At 44.8% G+C, this 12,995-nt stretch carries 15 protein-coding genes and 1 other annotated feature; of the genes, 1 reads left to right on the forward strand and 14 read right to left on the reverse strand.

Going from position 1 to position 12,995, the window contains the following annotated elements; genetic code table 11:
- Window positions 1-7: 7 nt before the first annotated feature.
- Both FQV26_RS11395 and zapA read right to left on the reverse strand, forming a co-directional pair.
- Window positions 8-544 (reverse strand): CvpA family protein, encoded by a 537-nt coding sequence (locus FQV26_RS11395; RefSeq protein WP_146557590.1) that lies wholly within the window; start codon window positions 542-544, stop codon window positions 8-10.
- A gap of 5 nt (window positions 545-549) precedes the next feature.
- The gene (gene zapA / locus FQV26_RS11400) at window positions 550-810 is read right to left on the reverse strand and encodes a cell division protein ZapA (RefSeq protein ID WP_065537053.1); all 261 of its coding nucleotides are present in this window, start codon (window positions 808-810) and stop codon (window positions 550-552) included.
- Between the two features lie 82 nt (window positions 811-892).
- Between zapA and rnhC the strand changes: the two genes are divergently transcribed.
- Window positions 893-1,825: a ribonuclease HIII gene (rnhC, locus tag FQV26_RS11405; RefSeq protein ID WP_146557591.1), complete on the forward strand. Its 933-nt coding sequence runs from the start codon at window positions 893-895 to the stop codon at window positions 1,823-1,825.
- A 37-nt stretch (window positions 1,826-1,862) separates the two neighbouring features.
- Here the strand turns inward: rnhC and FQV26_RS18800 are convergent, their stop codons facing one another.
- The 12 genes from FQV26_RS18800 to FQV26_RS11465 form a co-directional block, all read right to left on the reverse strand.
- Window positions 1,863-2,936, reverse strand: coding sequence for a hypothetical protein (locus FQV26_RS18800; protein ID WP_186759769.1), 1,074 nt, complete (start codon window positions 2,934-2,936; stop codon window positions 1,863-1,865).
- Between the two features lie 10 nt (window positions 2,937-2,946).
- Complete coding sequence (locus tag FQV26_RS11415) at window positions 2,947-3,378, reverse strand: type II secretion system protein (RefSeq protein WP_186759771.1); 432 nt, start codon at window positions 3,376-3,378, stop codon at window positions 2,947-2,949.
- On the reverse strand, window positions 3,371-3,742 hold the full coding sequence (locus FQV26_RS11420; RefSeq protein ID WP_146557593.1) for a type IV pilus modification PilV family protein: 372 nt from the start codon (window positions 3,740-3,742) through the stop codon (window positions 3,371-3,373). The genes FQV26_RS11415 and FQV26_RS11420 overlap by 8 nt, the downstream gene beginning before the upstream one ends.
- 196 nt (window positions 3,743-3,938) lie before the next feature.
- The gene (pheT, locus tag FQV26_RS11425; RefSeq protein WP_146557594.1) at window positions 3,939-6,338 is read right to left on the reverse strand and encodes a phenylalanine--tRNA ligase subunit beta; all 2,400 of its coding nucleotides are present in this window, start codon (window positions 6,336-6,338) and stop codon (window positions 3,939-3,941) included.
- Between the two features lie 14 nt (window positions 6,339-6,352).
- The gene (gene pheS / locus FQV26_RS11430; protein ID WP_146557595.1) at window positions 6,353-7,390 is read right to left on the reverse strand and encodes a phenylalanine--tRNA ligase subunit alpha; all 1,038 of its coding nucleotides are present in this window, start codon (window positions 7,388-7,390) and stop codon (window positions 6,353-6,355) included.
- 39 nt (window positions 7,391-7,429) lie between these two features.
- Window positions 7,430-7,657 (reverse strand) — a binding site (T-box leader).
- Between the two features lie 45 nt (window positions 7,658-7,702).
- Entirely contained in the window at window positions 7,703-8,470 is a 768-nt protein-coding gene (locus tag FQV26_RS11435; RefSeq protein ID WP_146557596.1) for a TrmH family RNA methyltransferase, read from the reverse strand.
- Window positions 8,471-8,640: 170 nt separating this feature from the next.
- Window positions 8,641-9,090, reverse strand: a complete 450-nt coding sequence (locus FQV26_RS11440; protein ID WP_146557597.1) for a small multi-drug export protein — start codon at window positions 9,088-9,090, stop codon at window positions 8,641-8,643.
- The gene (locus FQV26_RS11445) at window positions 9,087-9,587 is read right to left on the reverse strand and encodes a hypothetical protein (RefSeq protein ID WP_146557598.1); all 501 of its coding nucleotides are present in this window, start codon (window positions 9,585-9,587) and stop codon (window positions 9,087-9,089) included. Before FQV26_RS11445 ends, FQV26_RS11440 begins: the two co-directional genes overlap by 4 nt.
- Window positions 9,577-9,792 (reverse strand): helix-turn-helix transcriptional regulator, encoded by a 216-nt coding sequence (locus tag FQV26_RS11450; protein WP_146557599.1) that lies wholly within the window; start codon window positions 9,790-9,792, stop codon window positions 9,577-9,579. Before FQV26_RS11450 ends, FQV26_RS11445 begins: the two co-directional genes overlap by 11 nt.
- A gap of 276 nt (window positions 9,793-10,068) precedes the next feature.
- Complete coding sequence (locus FQV26_RS11455; RefSeq protein ID WP_146557600.1) at window positions 10,069-11,031, reverse strand: nuclease-related domain-containing protein; 963 nt, start codon at window positions 11,029-11,031, stop codon at window positions 10,069-10,071.
- 284 nt (window positions 11,032-11,315) lie between these two features.
- Window positions 11,316-12,404, reverse strand: a complete 1,089-nt coding sequence (locus tag FQV26_RS11460; protein ID WP_146557601.1) for a M42 family metallopeptidase — start codon at window positions 12,402-12,404, stop codon at window positions 11,316-11,318.
- 75 nt (window positions 12,405-12,479) lie between these two features.
- A complete protein-coding gene (locus FQV26_RS11465; RefSeq protein WP_146557602.1) occupies window positions 12,480-12,965 on the reverse strand; it encodes a dUTP diphosphatase in 486 nt (161 codons plus the stop codon).
- Between the last annotated feature and the right edge of the window lie 30 nt (window positions 12,966-12,995).

A 12,995-nucleotide genomic window follows, 5' to 3' on the forward strand; every position in this document is an offset into this window, starting at 1 on the left:
GTTCCTACTACATATAAATATACCACCATTCCTTCACTTTCTCAGAGAAATAAGGCGTATGCTCCAGCATAGACTGCGCAATTCCTGAATTCTCCAATCTGCTTTGCACAGCATCCAACGGAAGCAGCGCAAACACATAGACGAAAATAAAGAGCAGTATGTATGCTTCAATAAACCCTAGCACCGCCCCAAGGATTTTGCTGAAAAATCCGAGTACAGGCAAATACTTCAAAAAATCGAACATGGATGCAATCAACTGCAAGGCGAACTTCACCACAAAGAAAATCAAGGCAAATGCCAGTAATTGATAGAAAGTTTGTTCCAAGTCTAATTGTTCGACTACCAGCGTAAACTGGGAATTCTCGTTTACAGCCGGATAAGGAATCCACAACACAAAGTATTCGGACAAGGGTTTGTAGTATTTATAGGCCACGACAAGTGCAATAATAAATCCGATCATATGAATCAGCTGGACAACAAAACCTCTTTTGGCGCCCACGATGATGCCACCGATCAGTAGGATTAATAAAAGTATATCAATCATCCACGTCAACCCTTCAGTTTTTTCAATTCATTTTCTAATTGTTCAACTTGCTCTTTCAGTTTAAGATAGTCATGTACCGCATTTGATGCAGTCAAAACGGCAAGCTTCGCCTGATCCAGCGATGGATTCAAGGCATTGATTTCCCGCATCTTGCTGTCAACTATCGATGCAACCAGACGCATGTGGCCAGATGTTTCGGTACCGACCATTTTATAGGTGTTGCCATAGATGTCAACGACCGTGTGAATTTTATGTTGCTCTGACAATGCAATATCCCCCTTTGGAATTCTATAGACCATCATACCATGAACACAAGCTGATTGTGAATCAAAGAAAGGTGACTCGTCCATGTCAAATACAGTTCTGAAATTACCAGAAGAAAGTCTCCTTCAGGTAATGTCACATTATGAGAAAAACAAGATTTCGACCAAGAATCCTTACGCCCGCTTCAGTGCTAAACTGCCGGATACAGTCGTGACCGTCTATACTTCCGGAAAAGTTATGTTCCAAGGAAACGGAGCCGAGCGGGAAGCAGCCAAATGGGGTGCAGCAGATGCTGCGGTTGAAAAGACCGCTTCCACTAAAGGCGATAAATTGCCGGATGGATTTGCCAAACTCTCTGTTTTGGGTTCAGACGAAACCGGAACCGGCGATTTCTTTGGACCGATCACTGTCGCCGCCTGCTATGTGCCAGCGGATAAAGTCGAACTTGCCCACGAACTCGGCGTCAAAGATTCCAAGCAGCTGACCGATACTTGGATGCGCCAAGTAGCACCTGACTTAAGAGAAGCATTTCCCCATAAGGTATTAACCTTGAAAAATGATAAATACAACAAAGTTCAAAGCCAAGGCTGGTCACAAGGGAAAATAAAAGCCCTGCTGCACAATCAAGCCCTTAAGCACGTTTTAACTAAAATTGCGCCTGAAAAACCCGACGCCATCCTGATTGACCAGTTTGCCGAACGCGGCATCTACTACAAGCATATTAAAGAAGAACCGGAAATCATTCGTGAGAACGTCCTGTTCTCGACAAAAGCGGAAGGTCTGCATGTCTCAGTCGCGTGCGCCTCCATCATCGCCCGCGTTGCTTTTCTGGAAGAAATGGACCGCATGAGCACGACAGCCGGAGTCACGTTGCCGAAAGGCGCTGGAAAGATTGTCGACGAGGCAGCGGCGAAGATTATCCTTAAGCACGGTGAGGAGTATTTGAAAGGCTTAACAAAGCACCATTTTGCCAATACGCAGAAGGCGAAGGTTTTGGCTGGGAAGCGACGTAGGTAAACGAAAACCCTCGAGAAAGATTCTCGAGGGTTTTCGTTTAATGGTAAATGGTATACAGGTCGTTATTCAAGTTCCAATTGTATTCCTTCCCATTTTGAGCGACTTCTATCGGATCGGGCCACGTAACGACACTTGCACAACTATTGGTATATCCTCCAAAATTTTTGTAAGCATTAGTCAATGTTTTAGAGGCCCCTACATAAGTATTTCCTATCACATGGATTTTAGCGGTTGAGTTTCTAAGTGCTACTGAGCCTTTTAGATAGGCATCTCCATAAACCAGAATCAAACTATGAGGTCCCAAATTTATATTACCTAGAACAGTCAAGTTCCCTTGGACGTAAATGCAGATGTGGTTTTGTGAATGCACACCACCACCGATATACAAGTCTTTTTCAACCTTAAGTGATTCATCGTTATTACCACCGGCAACCATTAATGCAGTCGTCGATTCCTGAGTATTAATAATAAACGATTCATAATTATAAGAAGCTCTATTAATTGTAAATGGTGCATTTAATTCCACAAATCCCCTAACCTCGCCCGATGAAGGATAAGAAGTGATTGGCGCTTGACCGGTATTGTTTACCGGCTTAGAAGGGATAGCGGGTCCAGTCGTGGGAGTTGCGCCGCTTGCAACAATAGTCGGAGGCGTCACTTCCATGCTGCCTTCAACTAGTTTGGTTGTGCCGCTTTGAGCAATTCCGGTGCTGTTCATTGTAATCGTAATCTTTCCTGAATCTCCAGACGCACATCCACTCAACGTGGCTGTTGGAACCTTGTATGAACTTCCAATCCTGCTTTGTTCAACCTTGCCGATGGCCAGAATTTTATTGCAGAGCTCCTGGCGGCTTTTGGAAAGTGCCGTACTCGCTCCTGCTTGTGTAGCTGAAAACTTATACACTTCCACTGCATCCTCAACCAATGCCCGATAATGCAACAACCCCATTTCGGCGTAATGCCGAGCCTGCACCTGGTCTTCCTTCATCGAAAACTGCTTGGAGGCATTCACATTCATCAGCAGCAACCCAAGTCCTAGGATCGTGAAAAGCACAACCAAAAGCATAACAAACAATAGCGCATAGCCTTTTTCACTTTTTAACTCTTTCATTATGCTCCTCCTAGTTTAATTTACTGAATGCTGTCTGGATGATAAATTCCTGTCCACCTTTTTTTAAGGTTAGTTTCAGTGGAGATCTTTTTTCACGGCATAGAGTTGTTCCTTCGCTTAATTCATAAGTATATCCTTCCGAAATAAGGACGCCATCCATTCTTAATTGGCTGCCATTCGAAGCAACTGAGATATTGATCAACTGATTTTTATTGCAGCCATTGACGATCTCAGTTGTTGTAGATGCAGGGTTTTCCAGATAATAAGCACGCACCCTCTCCACAATGAGATTGCCTTCCTGTTGAATCTCTTGACGGGTAGACGTACGATCAGCAGAGTTCGTGCCGGTTGAAAGTACAGACATGATTCCAACTATGATAATGCCCATTATTGCCAAAACCGCCAATAATTCAACTAATGTAATGCCTCGCTCGTCATTCATCAGGCACCTCATAATACATCTCAGTTTTAAATTCCGGTTGCTTGCTTCTTGTACCTTGCGCTGATTTTACTGTGATGATTGCCCTCTTTAAATTAGGTGTTGGTCCATTTGAACTGACAATTTCAATCGTATATTGAGGATAACGCGTTCTATAGTCAGAGCTCACGAGCCCTTTTTCACGTACATTCGAAATAACATCTTCAGCAACTTGAACTGCTGTCAGCTTTTCATAATTATAGGTGGTGAACTTAGCGGATTGTGTAAAAAAACTCATGAAGCTCACTAGTACAATACCCAGAATGACTAAGGCTGCCAAGATTTCCACTAGAGTCAGCCCTTTTTCGTTCTTCCTAATAATTTTCATAAGATCGTCCTCCGCCCTAATTTACTCATTCATAAGAACTTTCTTGAAATCAACATTTCAATATTATCATATAAACTATGAAAAAATGATTAAAATTTCTATTAAAAGTAAATTATTTATATCATGATACTCATAAATATAAAAAGAGAGCAGAATCACAAGGATTCTACTCTCTTTTAGACTATGCCTTATTCTTCTAGCTTCTCAATTCAGCTCCGACTTCCGTTAAAGCAGCCAATACTTTTTCATGGGCATTGATCACTTCTTCGTCCGTCAAGGTTTTTTCAGGATCGAAGTAGGTTAAGGAAAATGCTACTGATTTTTTGCCTTCTTCCATTTTATCGCCTTCATACAGATCGAATACACGAACGTCTTTCAACAGCTTGCCGCCTGCGTTGCGAATCACCGTTTCAATTGTTGCCGCTTCGACGATTTTGGAAAGCACTAAGGCAATATCACGCGAAATTGACGGATAGCGAGGCACTGGTGTATAGAGCAATGCTTCTGTCTCCAGATTCAACAGGGCTGCCAGGTTTAATTCCATAACGATCGTCGTTTTTAAATCTCGCGCTTTTTGTTCCGACGGATGCAATTGACCCATAACGCCGATGCGTTGGCCATCAAGCATGATGAACGCCGTTCTGCCTGGGTGCAAATCATCCATTTGACCACGTTCGAAGGTTAATTGAACGCCAAGTTTGTTGCCGAGACTTTCCACGATCCCTTTTAGGACGAAAAAGTCGACGGGCTTTTTCTCACCCTGCCAGCTGTTGTCGAGCCATAAGCCGGTCATGGCAACTGCCAGGTGCTCCTGCTCGTTTAATAGCTCGTCATCGCCTTTAAGGAATACCGAACCGGTTTCGTATAAGGCTACTGAATCCATTCTTCTTGCCGTGTTGTATGTGACAGATTCCAATAAATGCGGAAGCAAGCTTTGGCGCAGGATACTGCGTTCTTCGCTCATTGGCATCAATAGACGCGTCGTCTCTGTTTCTTCCAAAGCAAATTGCTTCGCTGATTTCTCTGAAGTCAGTGAATACGTTGTCGCTTGAAGCAAGCCTGCACCTTCCATCAAGTTGCGGACGATGCGGCGTTTTGCCTGATAAGGCGTCAAACCACCCGGTGTGGTTTCCGCTTCCGGCAAAGTTGCCGGAATTTCGTCGTAGCCATACAGGCGGGCGATTTCTTCTACCACATCTTCTGGAATCTGAATATCCTGGCGACGTGTTGGCACAGAGATTACCAATTGGCCATTTGCTGCTTCGGTATTGAATTTCAGGCGGTTCAAAATATCCCACATATCTTCGAATGAAATCTTCATCCCCAGACGGCTGTTGATGAAATCGGGTGAAACTTTGACGATTCTCTCTTCTTTATTCAACTCGTCGAATACCACTGATCCAGCCAGCACTTCCCCGCCAGCAAGTTCGGACAGCAATTGCGCTGCACGTTCTGCGGCTGGAATGACACGGTTCGGATCTACACCTTTTTCATAGCGCGAACTAGCATCACTGCGAAGACCGTGGTCTTTTGAAGTTTGGCGGACAGAACCGGATGCGAAATAAGCGGATTCGATGACAACAGTTGTCGTCGTTTCGCTGACTTCCGAATTGGCACCGCCCATGACACCGGCTATCGCCACTGGTTTTTCGCCATTGGTAATAACGAGATGATGGCCGGACAATTTACGTTCAGCATCGTCCAAAGTCGTAATCATTTCGCCTTCTTTGGCGTGACGAACCGTGATATTGCCGCTACCCAAGGCATCATAATCGAATGCGTGAAGCGGCTGGCCATATTCCATCAAGATATAGTTGGTGACGTCGACCACGTTATTATGCGGACGGACGCCGGCTGCCATCAAACGCTGCTGCAGCCACATTGGCGACTCCTGCACTTTAATGTTGCGGACAACTTTTGCTACATATAATGGATTGGCTTCAGGTGCATCGACATTCAAGGTCAGCATGGACGCAGCTGTATCAGATGCTTCAGGGTAACTGATTTTAGGCAGTTTGACTTCTTCAGATAGAATCGCACCTACTTCATAAGCGACTCCAAGCATACTCATAGCGTCTGCACGGTTCGGGGTCAAACCAAGCTCCAACACAGTATCATCCAAGTCGAAATTCGTTAAAACGTCAGAACCGGTTTCAGCGTCTTCAGGCAATACATAAATGCCTTCCGCGTATGCTTTTGGCACCAGCTTGCCTTCAATGCCCAGCTCCTGCAATGAACAAATCATTCCATTCGATTCTTCTCCGCGAAGTTTAGCTTTCTTGATTTTGATATCCCCTGGAAGTTTAGCGCCGGGACGAGCCACAATCACTTTCTGGCCAGCTGCAATATTCGGTGCACCACAGATGATCTGTGTGGTTTCTTCACCGACATTGACCTGGCAGATCGATAATTTATCCGCTTCCGGATGTTTGACGCAGGATTCAACATAACCCACGACGATATTGGTCATACCGTGCGAACGGTCGATGACTGCGTCGACTTCGATGCCGGAACGCGTTATTTTTTCGCCCAGTTCAGCGGGCGGCAATTGTTGTGTGTTTACGTAGTCTTTTAACCAGTTGATGGATACGAGCATGTGTTAGTTCCTCCTTAAAGTTCTGTACGTTGGAATTGGGATAAAAAGCGGACATCGTTCGTGTAGAAATGACGGATATCTTCGACACCGTATTTTAGCATGGCAATGCGCTCTGGCCCCATGCCGAAAGCGAATCCAGTCAGGCGTTTCGAATCATATCCGGCCATTTCAAGTACATTCGGATGCACCATTCCAGCGCCCAGAATTTCGATCCAGCCAGTTTTCTTGCAGACGTTGCAGCCGCTTCCGCCGCATTTGAAGCAGGAAATATCCATTTCAACTGAAGGCTCCGTGAACGGGAAGAAACTTGGGCGAAGACGGATTTCCCGGTCGTCGCCGAACATTTTCTTGGCGAATACGGACAGTGTCCCTTTCAAGTCGCTCATGCGGATATCTTCCCCGATTACCAATCCTTCGATTTGTGTGAACTGATGCGAATGCGTCGCGTCATCGCTATCGCGGCGGTACACTTTACCCGGACAGATGATTTTGATCGGCTCTCCGCCTTTTGCTTCCATCGTCCGCGCCTGTACCGGTGATGTATGGGTGCGCAGCAAAATATCTTCTGTTATATAGAAGGAATCCTGCATATCTCGTGCCGGATGTCCTTTTGGCAAGTTCAATGCTTCGAAATTGTAATAGTCTTTTTCGACTTCCGGACCTTCTGCAACTTCATAGCCCATAGAGATAAACAGATCTTCAATTTCTTCCACAACGCGCGTCAACGGATGCGAGTTGCCTGTTTTTACAGGACGTCCCGGTAAGGTGATATCAATTGTTTCGCTTTGCAGCTTTTGATTGATTGCTTCTTCTTCCAGAATAACCATGCGGCCTTCTAATTGCGTCGTCACTTCTTCGCGCACAACATTGACCAACGCACCCATTTTCGGACGTTCTTCAGCCGGCAGTTTTCCCATGCCTTTCAATAAATCCGTTATCGGCCCTTTTTTCCCGAGATAGGCCACACGAACATCGTTCAATTCTTTGACGGTCGAAGCTTCAGCGATTCTTTCAAGTGCCTGTGTTTTCAATTCCTGCAATTGTGCTTCCATTTTTTTCTCCTCCTTAGACAGTAAAAAGCCCCGTCCCAGAAAAGGGACGAGGCATTATTCGCGGTACCACCCTAGTTATTGCCATACAGCAATCACTCATTTACATAACGGCTCTTCACCGGCCCATCTTTACAGCATTTCTACTGGTCCCGTCGGGCAGCTCGCGGGGTGAACTTCTGAGGCGTTTACATATCCACACTTCCAGTCAAGGTGCGGAATCTCTGGGATGTAAGGGCGCAACGTACTTTTCCCGTTCTTCGCTTTTACTTATTTACTTACTCATTATACGAAAGTTCAACGCTTTTATCAAACTTAGTTTTTTGGTACTAGACTGTACAATAGAATGCCTGTAGCGACTGCGACATTCAGCGATTCTGCGCTGCCGTAAAGCGGCACCATCAAATTCTCGTCTGTTTGTTGCAGCAATACTTGATCGACGCCGCTGCCTTCATTTCCGACAATCAACGCGAACTGGTCATGTGTTTCAGCTTCGTGGACCGGCACCGAATTCTGCAGCGCCGTTCCAAAGATTTTGATGCCGTTTGCTTTGGCTTGTTCAGTCCAGTCGATCAATTCGCCTTTAACGACGGGAATCTGGAAATGGGAGCCTTGCGCCGAACGGACCGTTTTCGGGTTAAAAGGATCTGCACAGCCCTTGCCGAGAATGACTGCGTCAATGCCGCTCGCTGATGCCGTGCGGATCATCGTGCCGATATTGCCGGGATCCTGTACTGCATCGATCATCAATAGCTTGGTCCAGTTTTTTTGCTCGTCTTCTGTAAACTCAGGCTGCGCGCAATGAGCAAAAATCCCTTGTGTATGCTCGGTTTCAGATATTTCTTTTGCTACAGCAGCTGTTACAGAATAATGCGGTACTCCTTCAATATCCCAATTGGCAGGAATGTCCACGCCTTCTCGGACAATCAGCGATTTCACCAGGTCTTTTTTGCGAAGTGCCTCTTCCGTCAAATGAAAGCCTTCCACCAGGAATTCCGCAAATTTATCTCGTTCTTTGCGGGTCGTACCAAGCTTTTTCCAATGCTTGACGAGCGAGTTTTGGTTCGATTCAATTCTTTTCATTACAGGATCACGCCTTTATTTCAGAGTAGTTCCAGTATAGCATATAGAAAAGCGGAAGCGCCCATCTAGCCCCGACAAGCGCTGGAAGCCTTTACGGTAATGGCATCCTTTGCCATTGCTGGAAAGGCTGAAGCGACTCGAGGGGCTGGGCGCTGGAGTCTGGACACAGCTTAGATTTCCCTCGTGAAGAAATCAAAACCAAGTGCCGTCAAAATGCCGAATGCCAATGTCCAGACCGCTATGCTGAATGTCAGCCAGATAGTCGTATTCCTTTTGGTCGCACCTAGCGTCATTCCAATGAAGGCTGCAATGTGCGTACCGATCAGAATGGGGCCGAGCATGGCAAGTCCGGGCAAACCATATCGGTTCCAAATGTTTTTCGCGCGCTCACTTTTTTTCGAAATCGTTTTGCCTTTCGCTTCCTGACGCTTGTTGTACCAGATTTGAAAACGATCAAAGCCGATAATCAACGCCAGCACCGTCAGCATGTTGCCGATAAATGCTACCACCATTACCCAAAACGGCGACAAACCCCAGATGATGCCCAGCGGAATCACTAATGCGATTTCAAACCAAGGAATGGCGGCTCCTAAAAAGATTAAAAAATATTCATAAATCATTCAATTTCCTCCTTGAAGTGTTTTCTGATTTCTAAGTAATAAATCACATATTGGATAAGAGCCACTAGCAAAATCCCCCATACGATGAACAGACGAGGCAACGGAGTAACCATTGCAAAAACCGCGAGCATCGGCAAGCTCCAAGACATGAATGTGTAAACCTTTTGAGATGCTTTGCGCGTGATATATGTCATTCCTTCATCTTGCTCTAAGTATTCCAGAGGCCGAACTGAAAATGGCGATACTTTCTGGTTTGGATTTTTTTTATTGTGGCGCAATAGCCGAAAAATAAAAATTACCAGCATTATGATATAAAGTGCAGCTGTACCAACAACGAAAAATCCAGCTACCGGTTCAAACTCAATCATGATGCTTTGTTCTGTCTCAGTATTGACTACATTTGTAACCGGTGAACTGACGCCATAAGCAAACATTCCAAGCACGACAATAAACCCCATCATCCACAATGGATATTGCATGCGAAAATCATTTTTCATTTTTTTCATCCTCCTCTAACCAAAATAACTCATCGACATTTGTCTGCAATGCCTTGGCCAGTTTCAACGCCAGCGCAATGGATGGAGAAAACTCCCCTTTTTCTATAAATGCAATCGTTTGGCGGGTCACATCTGTTAATTTTCCGAGATCGCTTTGTGTGAAGCCGTATCGTGCACGCAATTCTTTTACTCTGTTCCTCAGCATCCGCTTCACCCTTTCTGTTCAGATGTTCGGTTTATATAACATAATGTACACTATACTTAACATTAGGTCAAGTATAGTTAACATAGCTTTCTTTTTAGATGAAGGCTTTTAAGCTGTTTCGTCGTTTGTTTGCAGTTTTTTTCGGGTTGTTTGCGGAATACTGGGTGTTGCTTGCGCAATAACCCTCGTTGCTTGCAGAATCCTGGAAGTTATTTGCAGAATCGGGCAATTTGTTTGCAGAACGCATAAAAAAAGCTTTTCGCCAAAGGCGCGAAGCTAATTTGTCTTCTTTAATTGATAAGTTCGGTTCCGCAAGGCGCCAGCTGTTTCGAGTTCAAAAGTCGAAAGCAGACGGGAAGCGACATAGGGCGATTCAAGGTTGCAGAACTGGCGAATCTGACGATTGCTGAGCTGTGTATCGATCAACGAAAAATACTCCTGAAGCGCATATTGAAAAGCGAGCGGATCCACGGTTTGGCAACTTCCGCACAGCCAACCTGATTTATGTCTGCGGCTCATACTAAATTTTTTACAGCTATGACACAAGATGCCCGATTGAAGCTCGCCGGCATCAATATTATATTGCTGGCATAAGGGATGCCGTTTATAAGGGGTGTGAAATTTTTGAAGAAGTTTATCGATTTTCGCCAAATTTTGATTGGCAACTTTTTGGGGGAAAGTTTGAAGTATGTCGAATAAATAATCAATCAGTTGGTAAGTTTTACAAACGTTATTAGATGCAGGCTTAACCATAAATTCACAATGCTTTGATGTGAAAACAACCACTCCTTCGATCGGCAAATTGATTTTATGCTGTTTAAAGAATTTCTTCAGAAAGCGGACATGTTTATTCACTTGGCTTGTCGGATCTTCCATTACGGTTCGGATGCCCTCTAGATCGATTCTCGAGAATTCACCTGTGGAGTTGTTGAAATACAGCTGGCCGCTGATGTTTTTAGATTCGATGACTATTGCGCCGCGTTCTGTCAGCAATAATCCATCTATCTGTACTTTCCAATCGCCTAAAGTGAGGCAAACATTCCGAAGAAATCGATGATTTTCTTCTGGACTAAACTCAATAAGTTTTCGTTCAAGCCTGTCCTCTCCCCGCTTTCCGGCAGCCGTCCTAAATAGCTCCACTTGAAGGAATTGGCGCTGAGGATGATGTTCCGGCAAGCGGCATAACAACCTTTCCAACGACTCCGTTTCCGACAGCAAAACAATCTTATTCTTGTTCATTGAGCACCTCCTTTTAGAATAATTGAAGTATATCATGAAGCCATGTTTCATTCCGTAATACGTTTTTTTGACTTCTATCAACTTCCAGGATTTTTAGGAGATCAAAACTCTGTACGGTTGCTTTTCGCAGACGAAAAGCGAAAGTTCAAGTGCTTGTTTGCGGAATGTAGATGTTTGTTTGCGCAATACTGGTTTTATTTGCGGAATTAACTAGTTTGTTTGCGGAATCCGGCAGCTTGTTTGCAGAAAAAAACCCCTCCGCCGAAGCGAAGGGGTTGCAGAATTTATTCAAATGTAATACGCGCGACCGTATCTTTATCTAGCTTTTTAATCACTTCGATAATCAGTTTCACTGCATTCTCGTAATCATCGCGGTGCAGAATACCTGCATGCGAGTGGATATAGCGGGTGGCTACACCGATGGCCAAAGCCGGAACGCCGTTCGCTGTCAGATGGATCGATCCGGCATCTGTTCCACCGCCAGCAATCGTTTCGAATTGATACGGAATGCCAGCTTCATCCGCTGTGTCCACAACCAACTCGCGCAATCCACGATGAGAAACCATTGACGCATCGAACAACAGCAATTGCGGTCCGTCGCCCATTTTACTGTTGGATTCTTTGCTGGTAATTCCCGGTGTATCGCCGGCAATACCTACATCCACAGCAAAACCAATGTCCGGTTGGATTTTAGCAGTGGCCGTTTTGGCGCCGCGCAAGCCGATTTCTTCCTGTACCGTGCCCACTCCGTAGACAATGTTCGGATGATCGACACCTTTTAGTCCTTTAAGGACATCGATAGCAATAGCGCAGCCAATGCGATTGTCCCAAGCTTTCGCCATCAACAGCTTCTCGTTATTCATCACTGTAAATTCGAAATACGGTGTAACCATATCGCCTGGCGTAACTCCCCATTCTTTCGTTTCTTCACGGGACGATGCGCCAATATCAATAAACATGTCTTTGATTTCAACAGGCTTCTTGCGGGCTTCTGGTGAGAGGATATGCGGCGGTTTCGAACCGATCACGCCGATGATTTCTTTCCCACTCCGTGTGGTAATTGTGACGCGCTGTGCCAGCATTACTTGCGACCACCAGCCGCCTACCGGTTGGAACTTCAAAAACCCTTTATCGTCGATTTGAGTAATCATGAATCCGACTTCATCTAAATGGCCGGCCACCATGATTTTCGGTCCGTCAGCCAAGCCTTCTTTTTTTGCAATTAAACTTCCAAGACCGTCTGTTTCAATCGAATCTGCGTAAGGTGCTATGTATTTTTTCATGATTTCACGTGATTGGCGCTCATTTCCTGGGATGGCGTTAGCATCCGTCAACTCTTTGAGCATCAATTGGGTTTCATCTAAATTAGCCATTATTTCGACCTCCTAAATAATTCGTTGCTATCATATTATAATCGAATTCAATTCAGTTATCAAAACATTCGTTCTTCAGTAGCCATTATGCTGCCGATCGTAATTGGTCTTATTCTTTTGGATGTAGGCTTCAAGCACTTCCTCATAGCTGAACTCCAGCGTTACAGCCAGTCCGCCATAACAGCTCCAGACTTCCATGAAGTTGGACATTGAATAATTCTCCAAAAACTCTTGAATGGCTTGCTGCGTCTGCAAAAACAGTTCTGTCAGGTCTTTTTTAGCAACCGGATCCGGCCAAACTTCCAGCGTGTTCAAATCCTTTTCAATTCCCAAAGATAACAAGAAATGAATAGAATCGACGTATTCTTCCAGAATGACTGAACGTGCTGAAGGTCCTTTGGTGCTCCAAAACTTAAAACAGCGCGTTTCATTTGCAAGCTCTGCCAATTCTATTAATAAAGCCAAGCCTTTTTTGCGAAAAACGTCTTCTTCGATTTTCTGATTCGACTGGATAAAACGATCCAATTCTTCTTGCATCTTAAACAATTCCTGCAAATTCATAACACTCTCTCCCTTAAATTAAAATAATCT

Origin of the sequence: Planococcus sp. CPCC 101016 (assembly GCF_007859295.1) — a bacterium.
Lineage (GTDB): Bacteria > Bacillota > Bacilli > Bacillales_A > Planococcaceae > Planococcus.

Bases quoted from the DNA above. Each gene is read 5' to 3' on its own strand.
- FQV26_RS18800 (WP_186759769.1), bottom strand. From the start codon at position 2,936: ATGAAAGAGTTAAAAAGTGAAAAAGGCTATGCGCTATTGTTTGTTATG.
- pheS (WP_146557595.1), bottom strand. From the start codon at position 7,390: ATGGAAGCACAATTGCAGGAATTGAAAACACAGGCACTTGAAAGAATC.
- FQV26_RS11450 (WP_146557599.1), bottom strand. From the start codon at position 9,792: ATGCTGAGGAACAGAGTAAAAGAATTGCGTGCACGATACGGCTTCACA.
- FQV26_RS11395 (WP_146557590.1), bottom strand. From the start codon at position 544: ATGATTGATATACTTTTATTAATCCTACTGATCGGTGGCATCATCGTG.
- FQV26_RS11460 (WP_146557601.1), bottom strand. From the start codon at position 12,404: ATGGCTAATTTAGATGAAACCCAATTGATGCTCAAAGAGTTGACGGAT.
- FQV26_RS11465 (WP_146557602.1), bottom strand. From the start codon at position 12,965: ATGAATTTGCAGGAATTGTTTAAGATGCAAGAAGAATTGGATCGTTTT.
- pheT (WP_146557594.1), bottom strand. From the start codon at position 6,338: ATGCTCGTATCCATCAACTGGTTAAAAGACTACGTAAACACACAACAA.
- rnhC (WP_146557591.1), top strand. From the start codon at position 893: ATGTCAAATACAGTTCTGAAATTACCAGAAGAAAGTCTCCTTCAGGTA.
- FQV26_RS11435 (WP_146557596.1), bottom strand. From the start codon at position 8,470: ATGAAAAGAATTGAATCGAACCAAAACTCGCTCGTCAAGCATTGGAAA.
- FQV26_RS11440 (WP_146557597.1), bottom strand. From the start codon at position 9,090: ATGATTTATGAATATTTTTTAATCTTTTTAGGAGCCGCCATTCCTTGG.
- FQV26_RS11415 (WP_186759771.1), bottom strand. From the start codon at position 3,378: ATGAATGACGAGCGAGGCATTACATTAGTTGAATTATTGGCGGTTTTG.
- FQV26_RS11455 (WP_146557600.1), bottom strand. From the start codon at position 11,031: ATGAACAAGAATAAGATTGTTTTGCTGTCGGAAACGGAGTCGTTGGAA.
- FQV26_RS11420 (WP_146557593.1), bottom strand. From the start codon at position 3,742: ATGAAAATTATTAGGAAGAACGAAAAAGGGCTGACTCTAGTGGAAATC.
- FQV26_RS11445 (WP_146557598.1), bottom strand. From the start codon at position 9,587: ATGAAAAATGATTTTCGCATGCAATATCCATTGTGGATGATGGGGTTT.